A 20,926-nucleotide genomic window follows, 5' to 3' on the forward strand; every position below is an offset into this window, starting at 1 on the left:
CTGGCGATGACCGACACGAACCACCTGAAGACCATCGAAAAGCGCCTGCTCTGGCTCTCCCACTGGATGATCCATCATGCGAACCACGTCCGGCCGAAGGTCGACGGCATCAAGATCGGCGGGCACCAGGCAAGCTCCGCCTCGGTCGTCTCGATCATGACGGCGCTCTATTTCTCGGCGCTCAGGCCGGAGGATCGTGTCGCGGTGAAGCCGCATGCCGCACCGGTCTTTCACGCGATGCAGTATCTGATGGGCCGGCAGACGCGCGAGAAACTTGAGAACTTTCGCGGCTTTGGCGGGGCGCAGAGCTACCCGAGCCGGACCAAGGACGTCGACGACGTCGATTTTTCGACCGGCTCGGTCGGTCTCGGCGTCGGCATCACGGCACTCGCCTCGATCGTCCAGGACTTCGTCCGCGCCAAACAATGGGGCGAGGGCAAGCTTGGCCGCATGGTGGCGCTCGTCGGCGATGCCGAGCTTGACGAAGGCAACGTCTACGAGACGCTGCAGGAGGGCTGGAAGAACGACCTCAGGAATTGCTGGTGGATCATCGACTATAACAGGCAGTCGCTCGACGGGATCGTGCGCGAAGGCCTGTTCGAGCGCGTCGAGAAAATCTTCGACGCATTCGGCTGGGACGTGGTGCGGGTCAAGTACGGCGTGTTGCAGCGCGCGGCCTTCGCCGAGCCTGGTGGGAGCAAGCTGCGCGACTGGATCGACCGCTGCTCCAACCAGGATTATGCGGCGCTCACCTTCATGGGCGGTGCCGTCTGGCGCAAGCGGCTTGCCGACGATCTGGGTGACCAGGGCGACGTCTCGGCGCTGATCGATCGCCGCAGCGATGCCGAGCTTTCAGCGCTGATGGAAAACCTCGGTGGCAACTGCGTCGAGACGATGGCCGAAACGTTCGCCGCGATCGACCATGACCGGCCGACCTGCTTCCTTGCCTATACGATCAAGGGCTGGAGCACGCCGATCGCCGGCCACAAGGACAATCACGGTGGCCTGATGACGACGGCCCAGTTCGCCGAATGGCAGGCGCATATGGGTGTCGCGCGCGGCGAGGAATGGGAGCCGTTCGCCGGTGTGGCGGATCGCCAGGCGCTCAAGGCATTCCTCGCCGCGGTTCCTTTCTTTGCCGAAGGCACGCGCCGGCACGCCGACCAGCGTCTGAAGGTACCCGCGATCGCGGTTGAGACGCAGCGCGAAATTTCCACGCAGATGGCCTTCGGCAAGATCCTCGACGACCTCGCCAAGGGCAGATCGGACCTCGCCGAACGCATCCTCACGACGTCGCCGGATGTGACAGGCACCACCAGCCTTGGCGCCTGGGTCAACCGGCGCAAGCTCTTTGCCCGCCAACCGCTCGCCGACGCCTTCATCGAGCACCGCATCGCCTCGACGGCAAAGTGGGAGTTCACGCCGGAAGGCCAGCATGTCGAACTCGGCATTGCCGAGATGAACCTCTTCCTGCTGCTCGGTGCGGCCGGCCTCAGCCATTCGCTCTTCGGCAAACGGCTGATCCCGATCGGCACAGTCTATGACCCCTTCGTCTGCCGTGGCCTCGATGCGCTGAACTACGCCTGCTATCAGGATGCCCGCTTCATGATCGTCGGCACGCCCTCGGGCGTGACGCTTGCGCCCGAAGGCGGTGCGCACCAGTCGATCGGCACGCCGCTGATCGGGATCAGCCAGGATGGACTGGCAGCCTTCGAACCGGCCTTTGCCGATGAGCTCGCCGTCATCATGGAATGGGCCTTCGACTACATGCAGCGCGATGGCGACAACGATCCGGACGAGCGCACCTGGCTGCGCGACGAGACCGGCGGTTCGGTCTATCTGAGGCTCACGACCAAGCCGCTGGAACAACCCCTGAAGCGGGTCGACGACGACTTTCGCCAGGGCGCGATCGACGGTGCTTACTGGCTGCGCAAGCCAGGGCCCAACTGCGATATCGTCATTGCCTATCAGGGTGCCGTGGCGGACGAGGCGATTGCCGCTGCCGGACTTATAGGCGAGGTCCGCCGTGACATCGGCGTGCTCGCCGTCACCTCGGCTGACCGTCTCAATGCCGGTTGGACGGCTGCGCAGCGCGAACGCGCCCGGGGCAACCCCCGTGCGAAAAGCCATATCGAGCGGTTGCTCGATCCGCTGCCCGGCCACTGCGCGATCGTCACAGTGCTCGATGGCCATCCGGCAACGCTTTCGTGGCTCGGTGCGGTCGCCGGCCACCGCACCGTCGCGCACGGCGTGGAACATTTCGGCCAGACCGGCACGATCGGCGATCTCTACCGCCACTTCCGGCTTGACCGTAACGCGCTCGCGGCCTCCGCAATGGCACTGACGGCAGGCCGGAGAACGGCTGCCGGCCAATCGGCTCTCCTCTTTCCATAGTTCGGCAATCGCCGTCCGAACCACCGAAGACGAACCATCATGCGCCGCATGCCCCGCGGCCAGAGCATGCGTGCGCCTTCCAAAATCCAGAAGCGTCACCTGAAGAAGACGCCGCTTGTCGGGGAACAATCACTCCGCTCTCAAGAAAGGACCTAAGAATGAGAACGATAAGAATCCTGGCTGCCACTCTCTTTGCCTTGGCGGCGGCCCCGCTTGGGCATGCCCTGGCCGAACCCGTCAAGAATGTCGTCATCGTGCACGGAGCACTCGCCGACGGCTCGGGCTGGCGCAAGGTCTTCGACCTTTTGACCACCAAAGGCTTCAACGTCACGGTCGTCCAAGCACCGATGACCTCGCTTGGCGACGATGTCGCGGCAACCAAGCGCATCCTCGACCTGCAGGACGGCCCGTCGGTCCTCGTTGGCCACAGCTATGGCGGCATGATCGTCACCGAAGCCGGGACTTCCGAAACCGTCGCCGGCCTCGTCTATGTCGCAGCCTTCCAGCCGGATGCCGGCGAGACGCTGCTCGACCTCGCGGCCAGAACGCCGGCGGCAACCAAGGGCATCGCGGCAACAGACGACGGATATCTCTATCTCGATCCGAAGGTCTTCGCCTCGGACTTCGCCGCCGACGTTCCCGAGGGGGAAGCCCGCTTCATGGCCCACTCCCAGGTCCTCCCGGCAAAATCTGCCTTCGAGACGAAGATCACGACACCGGCCTGGAAACACAAAAAGAGCTGGGCGCTGATTGCGACCGAAGACCGCGCCATTCATCCGGATCTGATGCGGACGATGGCCAAGCGTGCCGGTAGCGATACGGTCGAGGTCAAGGCAAGTCATGCGGTCTTCCTCTCCCAGCCGGCCGCCGTCGCCGAACTGATCGAGAAGGCGGCGACAGCACTTTCCGACTGATGGCTTAGATATCCAGGCAAGCGGGCTTCGCAGCGGATCGGTCGATCCGCTGCGAAGCCTTTTCTCGCGAAGGACGAAACCGATCGGGCATCGATCCCCCCCGATGGATTTCACAAAATCACGCGGACCCTGAAACTGTTCCCCAGGGAACATCAGTGAAACGATCCGCCGTTAGTTTGGCCGCGCAAAACGAAGAGCCGCCAAGGCCAGGAACCCCAGAAGGCCGAAAACTCCAGAAGGCCAGAAAACTCCAGAAGGATCGACCGCATGCGCCTGATTGCCTCCACCCTCCTCGCCCTCAGCATCGCCGGCCAGGCCAGTGCAGCCGACCTCATGACCTTCTGGGACAGGCCGCAGCACGGCGGCAACAGCTTCAACCGGCTGCCGCCGGATGATGCCTATTTCCAGGCGCTTTCCGCCTACGGTGCCACCTGGGTGCGGCTGTCCTACGACAAGTGGAAGCCGGCCAAACGCGACTATCTGATCGGCGACGCCGACACGTATGAAGGTATACCGGCGTCAGACCTGAAGACGCTCCGCGAAACGCTCGACCGCGCCGACAAGGCCGGCCTCAAGGTCGTCATCGCCCCGCTATCGCTGCCCGGCATGCGCTGGGCCCAGAACAACGGCAACAAATTCGACGGCCGGCTCTGGCGGGACAAGGCCTGGTGGGGAGAGGCCGCGAATTTCTGGCGGGATCTGGCGCGTGAACTGAAGGATCATCCGGCAATCGCCGCCTACAACATCGTCAACGAGCCCGCGCCTGAAAAGAAGAACGGCCTTGCCGAACATGCCGACGCACAGGCCATGCGGACCTGGTATGAAAGCAAGGCAGGCAGCGCGTCCGACCTCAGAGCCTTCTACGACACGGTGATCGCCGCCATCCGCGAGGTCGACCCGGCGACGCCCGTGATGGCCGATGCCGGTTGGTATGCGGCAGCCGACGCCTTCTCCTATTGGCCTGCGGCCCTTTCGGACCAGAGGGTGCTCTACAGCTTCCATATGTACGAGCCCTATGCCGCAACCAGCGCGCCCAACATGAAACGCGACAAGCCCTATGCCTATCCGGGCAAGGTGCCCTTCGGCGAGGGCGAGGAGACCTGGGACAAAAGCCGGGTCGAAACCTATCTCGCAGCGCCCGTAGAGTGGGCGAAAGACAAGGGCGTGCCGCTCAATCGTCTCGTTGCCGGCGAGTTCGGCTGCATGCGCCTCTGGTCCGGATGCAAGGCCTATCTTGAGGATGTGCTGACCGTTTTCGACAAGGACGATCTGCATTGGGCCTTCTACAGCTTCCGCGAGGACGCCTGGGACGGCATGGACTACGAACTGGGATCGAAGAAGGTCGGATGGAAGTACTGGCAGCAGATGGAGGCCAACCAACGCGACACGACGCCGCGCAAGGCCACGCCCGAGTTCGCGCCGATCAGCAAGCGGCTGCAAAAGGCAGATTGACGCAGGACCGAAAAGGTCGGCACGCGCTTGGAAAAAAGCCCCAAACAACTAGAAGACGGAGCATTCCCTGCAGAGCTTCGCGAATTGCGAGCGCCTGCTGCAACGTGAGGCATGCGCGTGCAGATCACCAAGCCGGCTGACGCCGACAAACGGACCCGAACCATACGCCTGTCGCGCACACTGGCGATCGTGATGGCGGCGCTGGTCGCCCTGACCGCGGCCGTCATCCTGTCGGTCGTCTGGTTCATGTCGGCCGGAACGACGCGCGACCTGCTGGTGCAATCGGCGCATCTCGGGCTGGAGGCGGTGCAGACCCAGATCGGCAGCCGCTTTTCGCCGGTGGAGGATCAGCTCGCCTTTCTGGCGCGCGAGGTCGGTGCAGGCCGTCTCGATCCGGCAAATGGGCTCGAACTCGAACGCGTGATGACGGGGGCGCTCGCCGGGACCCCGCAGGTTCGCGTGCTCTCGTTCGTCCGGCCGAACGGCGAGATCCTCGGCGTGACGCAAGGTCCGAAGGGCGTCTTTTCCTTTGAAGACAAGGTCATGAGCGCCAACGAGCGTTCGGAAATCGAGGCGGCGCGGCGCAGCGGCACCGCCCATTGGGGCCCGGTCTACTTCGTTCCCGATCCGGCGATCCGCACGTCTGTCGCAAACCTGCAGCAGCCGGCAAGCCATGGGGGCGAGTTCGCCGGCATTTTCCGGGCGACGATCACGGTCGACACCATGTCCGACTTCCTGCGCCAGATCGCCGTCACCAACCCCGGGACGACGCCTTTCGTGCTCTATGGCCGCGACCAGGTGCTCGCCCATCCGCTGATGGCTTCGGGCCATCCGCTGCTGTCGGCCGAACACCGGCTACCGAAGCTCGACGAACTGGGCGATCCCTTTCTCGCCGCTTTGTGGAACGGGCCGCCCGAGACCTTCGACGATAGCGACATGGAAGTGCGCGCGGTCAAGCTCGGAGACGACGGACGGGTAATCCTGACGCGCGAAATCCACGGCTACGCTCCGGCCTCGCTGATCATCGGCGTCGAGGTTCCGATCGAATCGGTGGAGAAACCGGTCTGGGATCTGCTGCGGGCCGGCATCGCCGGTCTCGCCGTCCTGTTCGTCGCGATCATCATCGCGTGGATTGTCGGACGGCTGATCGTTCGCCCGGTCACCAGCATGGCGCGCGAGGTGCGGGCGGTCGGCATGCTCGATTTTGCAGCACTCCGCCCGCTTCCCGGCAGCCTGTTCACCGAACTCGACGAACAGGCCAAGGCCTACAACACGATGCTGACCGGGCTGCGTTGGCTCGAAACCTACGTGCCGAAGAAACTCGTTCGCCACCTCATCGGCAACGAGGACCTCGCCTCGACCCAGCGCGTCGTCACCATCATGTTCACCGACGTGGTCGACTTCACCGCGACGGCCGAGAAGACCAGCGCAGGCGACGTCGCAGCGCTCCTCAACAGCCACTTCGACCTGCTCGGCCACTGCATCGAGAGCGAGGGTGGAACGATCGACAAGTTCATCGGCGATTGCGTCATGGCGTTCTGGGGCGCGCCCGACGTCCAGAAGGACCATGCCGACCGGGCGATCCGTGCCGCACGCGCCATTGCCCAGGCGGTCGCCAACGACAATGCCGAGCGGCGCCGACAGGGGCTCCAACCGCTGAGGGTCCGCATCGGCATCCACTCGGGCCCGGTCGTCGCCGGCAATATCGGCATGACCGGACGATCGGCCTACACCATCGTCGGCGACACCGTGAACGCCTGCAACCGGCTGGAGCAACTCGGCAAATCCGTTGCACCGGACGAGGAGGTGATGATCCTTCTGAGCGGCGAAACCTTCGAGCTGGTGGCTGAAGACCGCAGCGACCTCGTCCAGCAGGGCAAGCACTGCCTCGCCGGACGAACCGAAGAAACCGAGATCTACAGGCTTCAGACGATCTAGCGACCGAGGGCTCGCCCCGTCGGCGAGCCCTCGGGACACTTTAGAGGCTCGCGGCGCGGCGGGTCTGTTCAGGCCCTCCAACCACCTGACGGACCTGCTGGCGGTCGCGACGCAGGGTTTCGTGGCAGTCGTTGCCGAACCATTCAAGCGACGCGTCGAGCGACGGCTCGCTGGCGATCTCCGCCAGGAAGCGTTCGTAGTCGACCACCCCTTCGAACAAAGGCGTCATACCGCGGCGGCTGCCGGCGGCGGCATAGACATTGGCCGGCTCGAACACGGAAAGGTCGCTGCGCCCGACGATGTTCTTGAGATGATAGTGGCGGACATGCGGCTTCATCGTCCGGTGAACGGCAACCGGATCATCGCCGCCTTCCCACACATGCAGCGTATCGAAATTGATCGCGAACGAGGGATGATCCACCTCTTCGATCAGCCGCATCGTCGAAGCTGCCGTGTCGGCCAGCGTCTTCGGGTGGGTTTCGGCAAGCAGGTGGATGCCGTAGCTGGCGGTGATGGTGCAGATCTCCTTCAGCCGGTCGACGATCTGCTGCCGCTCCTCGGCGCTGACCTCCAGGCTGCCGCGGCTTCCGGCAAAGGTGCGGATCTTGCGGGTGCGCCATCGGCGGGCAAGCCGGCAAAGCTCCACCGCCTTGTGCCTCAGCGCCTCGACGTCACCGTCGAGCGGCAGGTAATCGCTGATCATCGGCACGGACAGGCCATAGCCGTCTAGCCATTCGGCGTTCCGGTCGGCGCGGGGTGCAAGGTTGCGCGCATGCGCGCCCCACAGTTCGATCCCCTGGAAGTCGTTGGCCTCGGCCCAGGCGGCGATCTCGTCGAGCGAGATCAGGTGGTGGCGGAAGGTGATGGTGCAGAGCGAAACTCTCATCGTGCAACTCTCTTCAAGGGGGCAATTTCGGCAGGGATGGCAAGATCGCACCAGAGGTCGAAGACCTCGGCGAGCTTGACCTTGAGCTTCGTTTCCAGCCGGTCGGCTTCGTCGAGACGCTCAAAGACGGCTTTTGCATGGGACCGATCACCGGTCTGGGCGAGCTTCATGACGGCGTAGTGCAGGGTCTTCAACGTCTGGACCAGCGCCTCGATCTCCCCGCACCACGTCTCGAATTCGGCCGCCGGCAGCTTCAGCGCCCGCCAGTAGAAGGCAAAACCGTGCTCGTAGGCGTATTTGCGGATGGTGATAACAGGCAGCTCGCGCACCGCTGGGCCAAGATCCGCAAGTGCCACGCCATTTCTGCCTTCGAGATGGGCCGTGACGATCTCACGCACGGCATCGACCAGCGGATTTCGGTCCCTGACGAAGCAGGCCTCGAAATAGGCCTTCAGGTCTTCGGCATAGGGCGCGCGCGCCTCGGCATTGTCAAAGACATAACCGCCGCCGACCGTCGGCTGCATGATGGCGTTGATGACCTTCTCCCGGGCGATCTCGCCCTCCCAGCGGTAGTCGGGATCGTGCACGAACCAGGTCTCGGGATCGGCCGTCTCCTGCAGCATCAGATAGTGCGGGAAAGGGTTCTGGTTGAACTTGTTCTCGCGCTCCGGCAGATGGAACATGTCGAGCATGACCATGACCGAGCCGGTGTCGCTGCGCTGCTTGAGCAGACCGAAAAGCACCGCGAGATTGTCGAGCTTGGTGCGTTCGGGCTCGTACCACTCGACGACCGAGACGCCATAGAGCCGCTCGAACCAGCTGCGGAAGAACTCCTGGCTGATGTCGGGCGCGTGATAGAGAAGCTCGAAACGGTCGCTCACCGCGAATTTCGCGTCCCAGACGCCGAAATAGAACGGGCGCTGGTCGAGGCCTTGGCGTTTCAATCCGTCCGAAACGCAACTGACGAAGCAATGGACCTTGATGTCGTAATAGGCCTCGCCGTGCACGCCTTCGTCGCTCGTCCCGCCGGTGAGCGCAAAGGCGGGCACGATGGTCGCCGTCTGCTTCGGCAAGTAGAGCGCAACGAGATCGGCGACCGTATCGATCTCCTGTTTCGCGATCGCCTCTTCCGGCACCGAAAGCCCGTATTCGAGCTCGAGGTTGAGGAAGATTTCGAGGATCAGCACGGAGTCGAGATAGAGGTCCTCGTTGAGACGGGCATCGACGCCAAAGCCGTCCATGTGCCCATGCCCCATCCTGTCGGTCAGAACAGTCTCGATCGCCGCAATGATTTCGTTTTCGGTCATGATGCGGCTCCCTTGAGCGGTGTGTTGAATTCGCCCGCCAGGTGTCGCGCCGCGACATCGCGACGGCTGATCTTGCCGTTCGCCTGCCGTGGAACGACATCGACCTGGAGGATTTCCATCGGCAGCTGGTGGCCGGCGAGATGGCGGCTCAACCATTCGCGCACCGCCTGCGGCGCCATCGGAACCTCGGCGCTGAAGATGAGCGCGACACGCTCGCCGGCGAAACGGTCGGCCTTGCGGAAGGCAACCGCATCGGTGACTTCAGGCATCGCCATGGCGGCGTCCTCGACGTCCTTCGGGTAGACATTGAGGCCGGAGACATTGATCATGTCGTCCATCCGCGAGACGAACACCAGCATGCCGTCGGCGCGACGATAGCCGAGGTCGCGGGTGTGGATGGCAGCACCTGCGGCATTGGTAACGACGATCTCGCCGGCGTCCTCGACGCCGGTACCGGTTGCCGCGACCAGATGCGGCAGCACGAAGCCCATGTCGCCTGCGGCCGTGACATCGGGATTGATCGCGATGCAGCCGGATTCCGAGCAACCGTACTGCTGGAACATGAACCGGCTCTTGGCGCGGATATCGGCAAACCAGGGATCGGGAAGCAGCGTGCCTGACGTCATCGTCGCGTGGATCTGCTCGCCCGCGGGCAGCAGCCGTGCGAGCGTGTTGAGGATCGCCGGCGACGAATAGAGCAGCGGCCGCTCGGTTTCCCGCAGGACCTTCAGCAGGTATTTCGGATTGGCGGTGTTGACGATGAGCGGCGTCTGGCCCCGTTTCAGCGCCACCAGGATGCCGCAGATCAACCCGTAGGAATGGGTGGTCGGGCAGGCGACGACCGGCGTCATATCCTCCGGCTCGCGGAAGGTACGGACATAGCTTTCGATCTCGGCGTCGATCTCGCGCCAGCTGCGCGCGATGCACTTGGGCGCGCCCGTCGTTCCCGAACTCATCTGCAACAGCGTTCCCTCGGTCGAGGCGACCGGGCCTTCGAGGACTTCCGCCGTCAGGCTGTTGTAGAAGAGCCGATCGCAGCCGGCATTGAGCGCGAGCTTGCGGGCGGCCGGATAGGGCGTTCCCGGGTGGATCGGCAGCACGCTCGCTCCCGCCTTGCGGATGGCGAAAAACAGCGCCAGCCAGTCGACCGTTTCTGCAAAGCAGACGGCGTAGCGGCCGGTGTCGCGTTCGCCAAGGCCGATCTCGGCGGCCAGCCGGGTTGATTTGTCGTCGAAATAGGCCTCATCGTAGAGCCTGTCATCGATGCGGATCATGACTTTCTCCTTCGTTGAAGCGCACCCGCGGCAAGCGCATTCGGCACCGTGTGGTGGTACTCCGGCTTGGCTGCGAGGAGCTTCCTCGTCATCAGGGATTCGGTAAGGATCTGGGGTTGGTCGCAGCCGAGCCTGGCCAGCCGTTCCGCCGCGCTGTGCTCGGTCGCATAGGCGCCGAGCGCGCTATCGACACGCTGCCAGAACAGCGCTTCCGGCAGGTTATAGGCGTGGTCGAGCAGATGGGAGATTTCGCTCAGGTTGTAGACGAACAGCGTGTCCATCACCAGTTCGCGCAGCGAATCCAGATTGTCAGTCCAGTAGTACTGGTCGGGCTCGGCATCCTTGTAGGCCGGATCCAGCGCCGCAAAATCCGGCGCCTTGTCGGGCTCGCGCAGGAAGCCTGGCGAAAACTCGATACTCTCGTGGAAGTCGCGCAGGATGAGTCTGACCGGCCAGCCGTCGCGATGGACAAGAAGCATGTTCTGCCCGTGCGCCTCGACGGCAAGGCCATGGTGGACGAGCAGGTGCCAGACGGGCAGGACGGCGATCTCGATCAGCCGGTTGATCCACGGCATAAGGCCGAAACGGGCGATCCAGTCGTCGGCGAAGGGGCGGCCGTCCGCCTCCACCATCATCAGCGCGTTGAAGGGAACAACCGCCTCGCCGGCAAGGAGCGTCGCTTCGGCACTGTCGCGCCAGATGGCGGCCACCTGGCCGGCCAGCGACCCGCCGCGATCGGCAATGACGCCGGCATATTCCTTCAGGATGGTAAGCGGATAGCGTTCGCCAAAGGCGGGATCGCCTGCAACGATGTCCGCGATCCAGCGCGAGATGACCGGCGCTGTGCAGACGGACGGCGGATCCAGCGTCCGCCGGGACGAGGTGTTGACGATGTTGAGCGGCAGCTTGACGCTTGCCGCCGTCGGCCGGTCCTGATTGAGCAGCGAGCGCACCGACTGCGTCGCGGTATAACGGTCGCCCAAGGGCCCGAGATAGTGGGCCTCTCCGGCCGCGATCCAGCCCGCGCGGAGCGCGTCGCCGAGCTCGCGCCATTGCCAGGGATGCAGCGGCACGAGGCCAAAGTCATCAGACGGCGCATTCAGCTTCAGCCGCGCCGCGGTCAGATCGGACCAGGCGTCTGCCAGCTCGGCCTGCCAGAAGGCGTCCTCGTCCCCTGATATTTCGCAGGCCAGATGCTTGCGCGCCACCAGCAGCCAGACGAGCTGGAACGCATGGCCGACCTCAGGACCGAAAGCGGCGTGATCCTTGACGGAAAACCCGGTGCGCGCCTTGAAGCAAGGGTGGTAGGGATGACCTTCGTCAAGCGCGCCTTCGAGTTCGGCGAAGGACATTGCACGCCTTGCCCTGTCGGGCAGATGCCGCTCGTTCCAGCGGCAGAAGGCGATGGTCTGCGTCAGCTCGTCAAGCAGCTTGCCACGGGTTGGACCGTTGCCCGGCAGGGCTGCGACCAGGGGCGCCAGCACCGGCGCGATCCAGCTGTCGGCATCATCCAGCATTTCTACCGAGCCGGCGGCAAGCCGCAGGCGTCCGAAGGGGCCAATGGCGCCGCGGCAGCGGAATTGTCGGCCGCCAAGCGACCATGAGAACACCGTTTCTCCGTCGACGCTTCGCTGGAGTGCGGGAACAATGCCTTCGTAAAGCAGGGCCGCGACGAGTTGCCGAAGCACCCGCTCGTCCGGCCGACCCTTGAGATCAAGAGGCAATGGCATGGTCGGTCCTCGGCAATGTCAGCACGGTGGGCGCCCGCAGCGGATTGGGCACGGGGCGGTAGAGCGTCGGCGCGTGATTGGATTGCAGCTCGTCGACGTCATAGAGGCGCGTCGTCAGATTGGCCTTCGAGACGATCGTCGGCAGGTCGAGCACGTGGCGCGCGAAATCGCGTCCCGCTCCCGTCATTTGGGTGGTGTAGCGCTCGAGATGGACGCGCAATTCGCGTAAGAGCACGCTTTCCTCGCACAGCCCGTCATGGCCCATGCGGCTGATCACCGAGAACACCTGGTTGACGATCAGGTAGTAGGCGAAGCGATCGCGGATTTCGCTGTCGGGGAAATAGAGCGAGGCGATCGTCTGCGTCTCGGGTACGTAACCGACAAGCCGGCTGCGATAGCGTTCCGAAAGATAGAAGCCCTGATTGTCGCGGTAGTAGCTGATCGAGGGATAGCCGTTGTCGACGTCGAGCAGACTGTTTTGCTGGTGCGCCTCGAGCGCTATGCCGAAGTCGTCGTAAAGTCGGATCAGCGGTTCGACGGCGCAATCGAGATAGTGCCTCAACCAGGCGATGGCCGCCTGGTTGAGACTGCCTCCATCGCGCGTGGCAACCAACTGCACGAGCCGCTTAAGCCTCGATGGTTGGCCCGGCAGAGGATCGGCCGTGAGGGCCGCGACGGTGACGACGCCACGCCCGGTCCCACGGGCAAACGGATTTTCGCGCAGGATGACCTCGAAACCGCTTTCGCTGCGCCCCGGCAGGTCGAGCGTGATATAGGCTGGATCCTGAATGATGCGGAAATTCGAGGACCGTTCGACAAGCCCAATCCGGTCGATCAGCTTGGCCATGGCAACGCCCGCCTCCAGTTCCTGGCGCCGGTTGAGGCGCACGGAATTGGTGATGCGCACGGGCAGCGAGAACTTGAGCATCCAGTCGGCGTCGGCAGCATAGACGGTGCGCACCGACGAGGTCGCGGTGAAGGTCGGCCCGAGCGGGCCGATGTGGCGCAGGGCCCCCTGCCCGATCAGCGCCTCGATTTCGGGAGCGAGAAGCAGCGCCTCCGCCTGCAATGGATGCATCGGCAGCAGCTGTTCATTGCCGCGAAGGGCAATCGCGTCGAGATCCGCTCCAACCAGCGACCGCACGATGGCGTGGGCGTCGACGTCGCGCGCCGACGCCTGCCTGATATGGGTGGCGTTTGCCGCGAAATAGTGCAGCTTGAACTGGCCGCGCAGTTCCGGCGCGTAGCTCTCCTGCTGCCAGTAGGTCATGCCCTGCCGGCTTTTCGGCGTCGGATGCTGCCAGTGGCCGAAGACGAGCGACTGCTCCGCCTCGATGAAATGATCGGACCCCGCCGAGCCGGCCCCCGCCCTTTCGACGTAGAGCGCCGTTTGCTGGTAGCTTTCGAGCACGCGCATCAGAAGTTCGAGCTCGAAGCCGCGCAGCGTGTCCGCCTGAGCCTCGTCGACCTGCCGGTAGCATTCGTGAATGAGGATATGGAGGGCCGACACCAGCTCGATCTGGCGCCATGTTGCGTCCGAGACGCCCCGACCCCAGACCCTGCCGAAGTGGTGCGGGCCGCAAAGGGACGACGATGTCACTTCAGCACGCAGGATCATGTGCTGGCGAGGGAGCGACCACTCGATGCAATCAAATGCACCGGCTAAGCTGCGATGCATGGCCCGGATGCCTGGGTTCACTTCGCGCAGATAGCAGTTTGCGAAGCTCTGGAACGTTGCGATTTCTGCGATTTGCCTGGACGTTTGCATCCTGTGATCCTCGGCTTGGCCCTGGGCGCAGCCGTGCAATGGCGTTGGTCTTTTCGGCCAACACATCGAATTTTCGTATCGGGACTGGTCTCGGTGTGGTCTGTTCAGCCGGCGGGTTGCCAGTCGAGCTGGCGCGGCTCCTCACGGAATGCGAAGCGCAGAAGATGGCTCTCGATGACCGATTTCGTATCCGTAAGGTTGGCGTCGTCGGGTGAGCGGGCGCGGATGCTCAAACCGCCCGGTGTGGCGTGCAGGTAACCGGTGCCGCAGGAAAATCTGAGCTCGGCGCGGGCGCCCTCCTGTTCGACGTCCACCTTGTGGGCAAAATGCTTGCAGAGCTGCGTCAGGTATTTCTGGCCGTCTTCCGTCGCAAAATGGGTTGTGGCTTCTTGCATCTGGAACTCCTGTTTCGGCTTTCGCTGCGTGGCGGCCCTTGGGCAGCCGCCTCCGCTTGTTGAGGCAACGGCCACCGGGAGGAGGCGGCCGTCGCGGTCGCGGACCGTCAGGCTAGAGCGCCGTGCGTTCATCCGAACGCACAATGCACGCTCTAGAACGTCGCCTTGGCGGTCAGGATGAAAGAACGGCCGGGCTCATAGAGCGGCGTCACCGTTCCGAACTCCTGACCGTAGGTCGCCCGGTCCGAATAGGTCTCATCGAAAATATTCTTCAGTTCGGCGCGCAGCGACAGGTTGGGTCGTTCCGGCGGCACGTATTCGACGAATGCGTTGAAGACCTGGTAGCCCTCGAAGGGCTTGCTGCCGTCGGCAACGTCGTCATAGTCGAGCGCGATTTCCGCGTCGGCGCCGAACGTGACGCCCCAGTCCGTCAGCGTATGGACCGCTTGCAGCGTGATGATCTGGCCGGCCGGGGCGGCGAGATAGGTGCCGAGATCGGAATCGGCAGGCTTCCCGTCGATCTCGACGTCGATATTGGCATATTTCACCTTGAAGAAACCATCGCCCCAGCTGTAGCCGGCGCCGATCTCGAAGCCGCGCGAACGGACGTCATGCGCTTCGATCCCGAGGTCGGCCCGGTAGCGGGGCGTGCGCGCGTCATCGATATCGGTCTGGAAGACGCTACCCTCGACGGTGAAGTCGTTGTAGTTCGCCTCCAGGCCCAGGATGTAGTTGTCCGCCGTCACCGGCTTCGGACCGCTGCCATAGTTCCAGTTGGGATTCATGATGAAGTTTTCGGCGAGCGGAATGCCCGCCCAGACGTGCGAATAGCCCGCCTTGGCGATCAACAGGTCCTCGATGAGGTCGTACTCACCCGAGACGTTGCCGCTGAGGCCCGAATTGTTCCACTCTTCGCCGGTCGTCCCGGTAAACTGCTGCGTGTCGCCGCGCGCACCGAAAGAGAGGCGCGTCCTTTCCCAGGGCTCGAGCCGGGCCTGGGCATAGATGCCGACATTGCGCGCCTTCTCGGTGCTGGCATCGAACATGTCGTCGAGGTCAGCCTTGTCGTCGTAAAAGTCGACGCCGGCAATCACGTTGCCGATGTCGAACGAAAACTTGTTCTCGAACTTGCCGTTGAAGCTGCTGGTGGTGCCGGTGGCGGGATAGGGCGGAATGGCGAGGCGCGGCGGCAGAGTGATCGGAATTTCGACCTCTGTCCTGGAGTAGGCGAGCATCAGCGTCGGATCCCACCAGCCCTCCGGCGTGCTGTCGGTGTAGGTAAACACCGTGTTCTGCCGGTCGAGCATGTAATCGCGCACGCGCGGTTCCCATGGCGGCCGTCCGTCGATAAAGCCGACATTGGCGCGGAACGGACGCGGCGCGTCGTCGCGAATGCGGTCGTGGCTGATCTCGAAACGGTCGCCGCTGTCGAACTCGTAGGCAAGCTTGCCAAGCCCGCCCAACACGTCTGTCGAGGTGCCGTCCACGTCCTGCCCGTTGCCGGCGGTGAAATCGTTGCCGTTACCGAGATTGAAGTAGCCGAGGAACTCAAGCCCGTCGCGCATGCCATACGCGGAAATACCTGTCGTCACGGTATCGCTGTTGAAATTGTAGCTCGACGTGACAAAGCCGCCAAAGCCGTCGCCATTGAGGAGGTCGCGCGCGTCAATCGTCTCGTAGGCGATCGCGCCGGCAAGCGCCCCCGGGCCGGCATCGGCCGGCGCGACGCCGGCATCGACGTTAACGGCCTTGAGCAGGCCGGGGTCGATGAGGTTGGTGCCGTTGTGGTGGAAGACCTTGTTGTTCTGGCGGCCGCCGTCCATCGTGACTGCAAGGCTGGTCTCCTCGATCCCGTGGACATAAACCTTCTGCGACATCGGCAGCGAGCTGCCGACCGAAATGCCGGGCTCACCGGAGAAGACGTCGGCAATGTTGGCCGGATTCTTGCGTTTGAGGTCTTCAGACGAAATGACGATTTCGCCGGGCCCGAGCTGGCTGCTCCCGAAGGAGGAGATCGGATCGAGCATCGTGGCGCCGGGGACGCCGACAGCTGCGCCGCCAGCCGCCGGTTCGGCCGAACCGACCAGGGCCGTTCCGCCAGAGATCCTGAAGGGAATGCCGGTGCCCGCGAGAATCCGCGCCAGCGCCTGGTCAGGGTCCAGCGTTGCGTTGACGGCGGTCGAACGCAGTCCTTGCGAGGTCGTTGCGGCCAGCGTGACCTGCAGTCCGGACTGCCGGGCGAAGGCGTTCAAGGCGGCGGCAAGCGGCTGCGACGGGATATTGTACGTCCGGGCGCTGCTTGTGCGCGCCGTCGTTTCCTGGGCGGCGGCCGAACGAGGTACAAGGGCAAGGGAGGACACCCCGACGATCGCCGTCGTCGCCAGCAGCCACCGTGCCTTGCGGCAGTGGCCTGCGTTGAAAGAAAGCTGTCCCATGCGGCATTTCGGCGAACTCATTGTACCCCCGTCCCGGTGTTGCGCTGAGCCTTTGGGCCCGCGTTTCCAACCAAAGACGACCGCCTCCGGATTTTTTTTCACCGGGCAGCGAATTTTTCCTGATTTTTTGACTCAAATTAAAACTGGGTCAGAACGCGGCCGTAGGGCGTCACGGCGTGAACCCTGCCGCCAAAGGGTTGCACCAGCGCCTGGAGCGCGTGATCTGGGTCGCTCAAATCGTAGACGCCGGTCACCCTTTTCTCGGCTAGACCCGATTGCGGGATGGTGATCCAGGCGGCGTGGTAGCGCTGCAGGCGCTCGACCGCGGCGGCAACCGTGACATTGTTGACGAACATCTTGCCGTCCCGCCACCCGCCGATTTCATCAGGCGCAATTGCGCTGCGGGTCACAGCCCCGGTCGCATGCGCCACGGTTGCCGTTTCGCCCGGCGCCAGTTCGAAATTCTGCTTGTGGTCGGATCCGCTGTAGGACACAGCCACCGTTCCGTGCGCCAGCTCGACCGTCGTTTCCGTGCTCGCGAGCGCTACGTCGAAGGCGGTTCCGAGGACCGAGACCTCGACGCCGGCGGCATCGACGACGAAGGGACGGGAGGGGTCGCGCGCCACCGTGAAGAAGGCCTCGCCCTTCAACAGCCTGACATGCCGCACGCTGGCGCCGATCTCCGTCGCGATCGCGCTCCCGCCGGCCAATTCGATGATCGTTCCGTCCGCAAGCGCAATCGTGCTTTTTTGCCCAGTCCCGGTCACATGGTCTGCTTGCCACCAGACCAGGAGCGAAGGAAGCGAGACCAAAACGACAAGGCAGGCCGCAAGCGCCACAACCGTCGCACCAATGGCCAAGCTCCTGGCCGCCCGGCCGCTGGCCGTCCTGTGCGCCCGGCGGCTCGACGGCTGATGCGCGGCCGGCGGTCTTGCGCCGCGCCAGAGATCCTCGTGAACCGGAGGCACCTCGCCCAGCAGTTGCCACGTCTTCAGCGCCGCCTCCCAGGAACGGGCATGCAGGTCGGACCGTCCGAGCCAGGCCTGGAACGCCGCCTGCGTATCCCGACAGTTCGGGCGTGCCTTCAGCTCGAGGAACCAGTCCATCGCCTCTTCAAGCAACGCTTCGGGAATGTGGTTGTCCTTGGTCAAAGTGCGGCCTGATGGTTGCGTGGTCGGCGAAAGAGGTACGGATACGCATGGTTTGTCACAAAGACGAATAGCGCAGGATTTTTTTTCACCTGCCCCCTAATTTTTAGGAGGCATCTCTCGCCAGAGTTGTCGCAACGCGCATCATGGCGGTGCGCACGTGGCGATGCGCGGTCGCCACGGAGATGTCGAGATGGGCTGCGACCTCCTCGAGCGTGTAGCCGCCGAAGCGGTGCATTTCGAGAGCGACCCTGACCTCTTGCGGAAGATCGGCGAGAATGTCGGATACGCGGCGGATCTCGTCGGTCACGAGAACGACGTCCTCGGGTGTGGGCATTTCGATCGGCATCGACCAGTAAGGCGGCTCGCCGTCCCGCGTCTCGATCCTGCGTCTTTTGATGAGATCGAGCGAAAGGTTGCGGACAATGCGGTAAAGATAGGCGAGTGACAGGCCGGACGACTTCTCTGCGGAGGCGCCGTTGGTGTTTGCCGGCGCAAACCGGATGAACGCCTCCTGCACGATATCTTCGGCCGTTTCGCGCGATCCGACGATGCGCGTCGCATAGGCGACCAGTGCGGTACGATTGGCGAAATAGACCTGATGGCGCGTTTCCATGTCGACCATGGGGATCCGATCAAAACAACCTCGGTTTGGCGCCCAGCTCCATGTGCGCTGCGCGCCGAGACGCGATCGACGGCCGGTCGGCTCCACGAACGCGGCGATCTCTTAGCACGCGGAAATAAACTTGTCTTTAATACTCATGTTATTTTTTCACGGCTGCGGTGCCGGTGGACGCCAGGACCTCGGAAGCCCCGGCATCTGCGCGGCTGCGGCCAGAGCGCATCTCTCGCGCTAGATCGATCAAAGCCCTGAGCATGGCCGGCACATGCCGGCGACCCGGGAAATAGAGGCATAGGCCGTCATAGGGCGGTGTCCAGTCGTCCAGCACCTGCAGGAGCCGCCTGGTCGTGACGTGCTCGCGCACCGCATGTTCGGACAGATAGGCCAGTCCCACGCCTGAGAGCGCCGCTTCGAGCATGAGATCGCTGTCGTCGAGGATGAGCGGACCCGGCACATCGATTTCGACGCTTTCGCCGCGGCGGCTGAACTCCCAGTGGTAGATCCGGCCGCTTGCCATGCGCGCGCGGATACAGGCGTGCTGCAGGAGGTCACCCGGCCGCCGCGGCACCGTTCTGTTCCGGAAATAATCTGGCGACCCCACGACCACCATCTGCGACTGGTCGAACACCGGAACGGCGATCATGTCCGGCGGAACCGCTTCGGCCAGCCGGAAGCCGGCGTCGAAACCCATCGCAACGATATCGACTAGCGCGTTGTCGGTCGCAACCTCCAGGCTCATCTGTGGATGGCGCCGCAGATATTCGACGAGCAGCGGCCGCAACACCATCCTTGCCGCTCCGGGCGACGTATTGAGCCTCAGTGTTCCGGACGGCTGCGCCTGGGATTCCGCCACGCGCTCGACTGCGCCCTCGATGGCCGCGAGCGCCGGCAGGATCTCCGATACGAAAGCCTCACCCGCTGCCGTCAGCGCCACCGACCGCGTCGTCCGGTTAAACAGGCGCACGCCGAGCCGTTCCTCCAGCGCCAGCACCGCATGGCTCAACGATGACGACGAAACGCCAAGTTCCCGCGCCGCGGCACGAAAGCCGCCGAGCCGCGCGATCGCCGTCACCGCCTCCAGTTCCGACAGACTGGCTTTCATTGCGCGATTTTCCTTATCAAGCTGTCTAGGATTGATGATCTTAACCTGACGATCGTCCGGATGCATATCCCTGTCATCGCAACAGGAACCCGCACGATGAAGTATATTGAACAGATTTACGTCGATGGTGTCTTTGCCACGCCCCACGGCAGCGAGCGCTTCGACCTCTTCAATCCGGCGACCGAGGAGAAGATCGGCGAGGTCCGCCTCGGCGACGAAGAGGACGCTCACACCGCGGTTGCGGCGGCCAAAAGGGCTTTCCCGGCCATGCGGCGCACGGGGGTGGCCGAGCGTGTGGCCATGCTGCAGGCGCTGCGGGATGCCGTTGCCGCCAGATCCGAAGCGCTGCACGCGGCCATGTCCGCAGAATACGGCGCGCCGCAGTCCTTCCTGGCCTTCTCCGTGCCCCACGCGTCGAACGTGTTCGACGTGGCGGCAAGGACGGTGGCCGACTATGCCTTCACGCGCAGGATCGGCAACGCCGACGTGATCATGGAGCCGGTGGGGGTGGCCGCCGCGATCACGCCTTGGAACAGCAATATCGGCTTCATCTGCACCAAGCTCGCCACCGCGATTGCCGCCGGAACAACGATCGTGATCAAGCCGTCGGAAATGAGCGCGATCCAGACCCAGACGCTGCTCGAAGCCATCCACGAAGCCGGCCTGCCGCCCGGTGCCCTCAACGTCGTCAACGGCACCGGCCACGTCGTCGGCGCTGAACTCAGCCGGGACCCGAGCATTGCCAAGATCACCTTCACCGGCTCGACCACGACCGGACGGACGATCCTGCGCAGCGCCGCCGAGACCTTCAAACGCGTGACGCTCGAACTCGGCGGCAAGGGACCGCAGATCCTGCTCGACGATGCGGACCTTGATCACGCCATGCCGCGCATTCTCGCCTCGGCCTTTCGCAACAGCGGACAGGCCTGCATTGCCGGAACGCGGCTGCTGGTTTCGAAAAGACGATACGCGGAAGTCACCGCGCGTCTCGCAGAGGCCGTCGCAGCACTCAAGGTCGGCCCCTCCAGCGATCCCGCCGTCGATATCGGTCCGATGGTGAGCGCCAGGCAGTGGGAGCGGGTCCAGTCCTATATCCGCCTTGGGAGCGAGGAGGGCGCGACGATTTTGGTCGGAGGCGAGGGCCGGCCGGAGGGACTGGAGCGCGGCTGGTTCGTTCGACCGACCGTTTTTTCCGGCGTCACCAACGACATGCGGATCGCGCGCGAGGAGATCTTCGGCCCGGTGCTCAGCGTCCTTGCCTATGAGGACGAAGACGATGCGATTGCCCTTGCCAACGACACGGACTACGGGTTGCAATCCTATGTGCTCGGCGCCGACCATGATCGCCTGCGCGCCGTTGCCCGACGGCTCGAGGCCGGGCGGGTGGTGATCAATGAAACGCCGGCGGACGCCCAGGCACCGTTCGGCGGTTTCAAGCATTCCGGCATCGGGCGCGAGTTCGGTCCGTTCGGGCTCGAAGCCTTCCTCGAGCCGAAGGCGATCATCGGGTAGCGACCGTACCCGCGTCCTGGCGCGTGGTCCCGCGCGACGCCGAAACGAA

15 protein-coding genes are annotated in these 20,926 nt (G+C 64.0%); 5 read left to right on the forward strand and 10 right to left on the reverse strand.

What is annotated here, in order from left to right:
• Nucleotides 1–6 precede the first annotated feature (6 nt).
• From VGO12_RS17820 to VGO12_RS17835, 4 genes are all read left to right on the forward strand, one after another.
• Nucleotides 7–2,394: a 1-deoxy-D-xylulose-5-phosphate synthase N-terminal domain-containing protein gene (locus VGO12_RS17820; RefSeq protein ID WP_327514074.1), complete on the forward strand. Its 2,388-nt coding sequence runs from the start codon at nucleotides 7–9 to the stop codon at nucleotides 2,392–2,394.
• A 158-nt stretch (nucleotides 2,395–2,552) separates the two neighbouring features.
• On the forward strand, nucleotides 2,553–3,308 hold the full coding sequence (locus VGO12_RS17825) for an alpha/beta hydrolase (protein WP_327514075.1): 756 nt from the start codon (nucleotides 2,553–2,555) through the stop codon (nucleotides 3,306–3,308).
• A gap of 267 nt (nucleotides 3,309–3,575) precedes the next feature.
• Nucleotides 3,576–4,760: a glycoside hydrolase family 5 protein gene (locus tag VGO12_RS17830; RefSeq protein WP_327514076.1), complete on the forward strand. Its 1,185-nt coding sequence runs from the start codon at nucleotides 3,576–3,578 to the stop codon at nucleotides 4,758–4,760.
• Nucleotides 4,761–4,877: 117 nt separating this feature from the next.
• A complete protein-coding gene (locus VGO12_RS17835; protein WP_327514077.1) occupies nucleotides 4,878–6,698 on the forward strand; it encodes an adenylate/guanylate cyclase domain-containing protein in 1,821 nt (606 codons plus the stop codon).
• A gap of 40 nt (nucleotides 6,699–6,738) precedes the next feature.
• Here the strand turns inward: VGO12_RS17835 and VGO12_RS17840 are convergent, their stop codons facing one another.
• From VGO12_RS17840 to VGO12_RS17885, 10 genes are all read right to left on the reverse strand, one after another.
• Nucleotides 6,739–7,584, reverse strand: coding sequence for a sugar phosphate isomerase/epimerase family protein (locus tag VGO12_RS17840; RefSeq protein ID WP_327514078.1), 846 nt, complete (start codon nucleotides 7,582–7,584; stop codon nucleotides 6,739–6,741).
• Nucleotides 7,581–8,891: a DUF6005 family protein gene (locus tag VGO12_RS17845; RefSeq protein WP_327514079.1), complete on the reverse strand. Its 1,311-nt coding sequence runs from the start codon at nucleotides 8,889–8,891 to the stop codon at nucleotides 7,581–7,583. Before VGO12_RS17845 ends, VGO12_RS17840 begins: the two co-directional genes overlap by 4 nt.
• Nucleotides 8,888–10,165 carry an AMP-binding protein gene (locus tag VGO12_RS17850; protein ID WP_327514080.1) on the reverse strand — a complete coding sequence of 426 codons (1,278 nt, stop codon included), beginning with the start codon at nucleotides 10,163–10,165 and terminating at the stop codon, nucleotides 8,888–8,890. The genes VGO12_RS17845 and VGO12_RS17850 overlap by 4 nt, the downstream gene beginning before the upstream one ends.
• A complete protein-coding gene (locus VGO12_RS17855; protein ID WP_327514081.1) occupies nucleotides 10,162–11,895 on the reverse strand; it encodes an IucA/IucC family protein in 1,734 nt (577 codons plus the stop codon). Before VGO12_RS17855 ends, VGO12_RS17850 begins: the two co-directional genes overlap by 4 nt.
• Complete coding sequence (locus tag VGO12_RS17860) at nucleotides 11,879–13,573, reverse strand: IucA/IucC family protein (protein ID WP_327514082.1); 1,695 nt, start codon at nucleotides 13,571–13,573, stop codon at nucleotides 11,879–11,881. The genes VGO12_RS17855 and VGO12_RS17860 overlap by 17 nt, the downstream gene beginning before the upstream one ends.
• Before the next feature lie 194 nt (nucleotides 13,574–13,767).
• Entirely contained in the window at nucleotides 13,768–14,058 is a 291-nt protein-coding gene (locus VGO12_RS17865) for a DUF2218 domain-containing protein (protein ID WP_327514083.1), read from the reverse strand.
• Between the two features lie 152 nt (nucleotides 14,059–14,210).
• On the reverse strand, nucleotides 14,211–16,493 hold the full coding sequence (locus VGO12_RS17870) for a TonB-dependent receptor domain-containing protein (protein ID WP_327514084.1): 2,283 nt from the start codon (nucleotides 16,491–16,493) through the stop codon (nucleotides 14,211–14,213).
• A gap of 137 nt (nucleotides 16,494–16,630) precedes the next feature.
• Nucleotides 16,631–17,644, reverse strand: a complete 1,014-nt coding sequence (locus VGO12_RS17875) for a FecR family protein (protein WP_327514085.1) — start codon at nucleotides 17,642–17,644, stop codon at nucleotides 16,631–16,633.
• A gap of 103 nt (nucleotides 17,645–17,747) precedes the next feature.
• Nucleotides 17,748–18,266: an RNA polymerase sigma factor gene (locus tag VGO12_RS17880; protein ID WP_327514086.1), complete on the reverse strand. Its 519-nt coding sequence runs from the start codon at nucleotides 18,264–18,266 to the stop codon at nucleotides 17,748–17,750.
• Between the two features lie 139 nt (nucleotides 18,267–18,405).
• Nucleotides 18,406–19,365: a LysR family transcriptional regulator gene (locus VGO12_RS17885; protein WP_327514087.1), complete on the reverse strand. Its 960-nt coding sequence runs from the start codon at nucleotides 19,363–19,365 to the stop codon at nucleotides 18,406–18,408.
• Between the two features lie 96 nt (nucleotides 19,366–19,461).
• Here VGO12_RS17885 and VGO12_RS17890 point away from each other — a divergent pair, with 96 nt between their 5' ends.
• A complete protein-coding gene (locus VGO12_RS17890; protein WP_327514088.1) occupies nucleotides 19,462–20,877 on the forward strand; it encodes an aldehyde dehydrogenase family protein in 1,416 nt (471 codons plus the stop codon).
• The last annotated feature ends 49 nt before the right edge of the window (nucleotides 20,878–20,926 follow it).

It is taken from the genome of Ensifer sp. (assembly GCF_035999135.1).
GTDB lineage: Bacteria > Pseudomonadota > Alphaproteobacteria > Rhizobiales > Rhizobiaceae > Ensifer.

Coding starts and splice junctions, on each gene's coding strand:
- VGO12_RS17890 (WP_327514088.1), top strand. CDS start 19,462: ATGAAGTATATTGAACAGATTTACGTCGATGGTGTCTTTGCCACGCCC.
- VGO12_RS17845 (WP_327514079.1), bottom strand. CDS start 8,891: ATGACCGAAAACGAAATCATTGCGGCGATCGAGACTGTTCTGACCGAC.
- VGO12_RS17825 (WP_327514075.1), top strand. CDS start 2,553: ATGAGAACGATAAGAATCCTGGCTGCCACTCTCTTTGCCTTGGCGGCG.
- VGO12_RS17880 (WP_327514086.1), bottom strand. CDS start 18,266: ATGGTCGACATGGAAACGCGCCATCAGGTCTATTTCGCCAATCGTACC.
- VGO12_RS17870 (WP_327514084.1), bottom strand. CDS start 16,493: ATGGGACAGCTTTCTTTCAACGCAGGCCACTGCCGCAAGGCACGGTGG.
- VGO12_RS17830 (WP_327514076.1), top strand. CDS start 3,576: ATGCGCCTGATTGCCTCCACCCTCCTCGCCCTCAGCATCGCCGGCCAG.
- VGO12_RS17860 (WP_327514082.1), bottom strand. CDS start 13,573: ATGCATCGCAGCTTAGCCGGTGCATTTGATTGCATCGAGTGGTCGCTC.
- VGO12_RS17850 (WP_327514080.1), bottom strand. CDS start 10,165: ATGATCCGCATCGATGACAGGCTCTACGATGAGGCCTATTTCGACGAC.
- VGO12_RS17865 (WP_327514083.1), bottom strand. CDS start 14,058: ATGCAAGAAGCCACAACCCATTTTGCGACGGAAGACGGCCAGAAATAC.
- VGO12_RS17885 (WP_327514087.1), bottom strand. CDS start 19,365: ATGAAAGCCAGTCTGTCGGAACTGGAGGCGGTGACGGCGATCGCGCGG.
- VGO12_RS17840 (WP_327514078.1), bottom strand. CDS start 7,584: ATGAGAGTTTCGCTCTGCACCATCACCTTCCGCCACCACCTGATCTCG.
- VGO12_RS17820 (WP_327514074.1), top strand. CDS start 7: ATGACCGACACGAACCACCTGAAGACCATCGAAAAGCGCCTGCTCTGG.
- VGO12_RS17855 (WP_327514081.1), bottom strand. CDS start 11,895: ATGCCATTGCCTCTTGATCTCAAGGGTCGGCCGGACGAGCGGGTGCTT.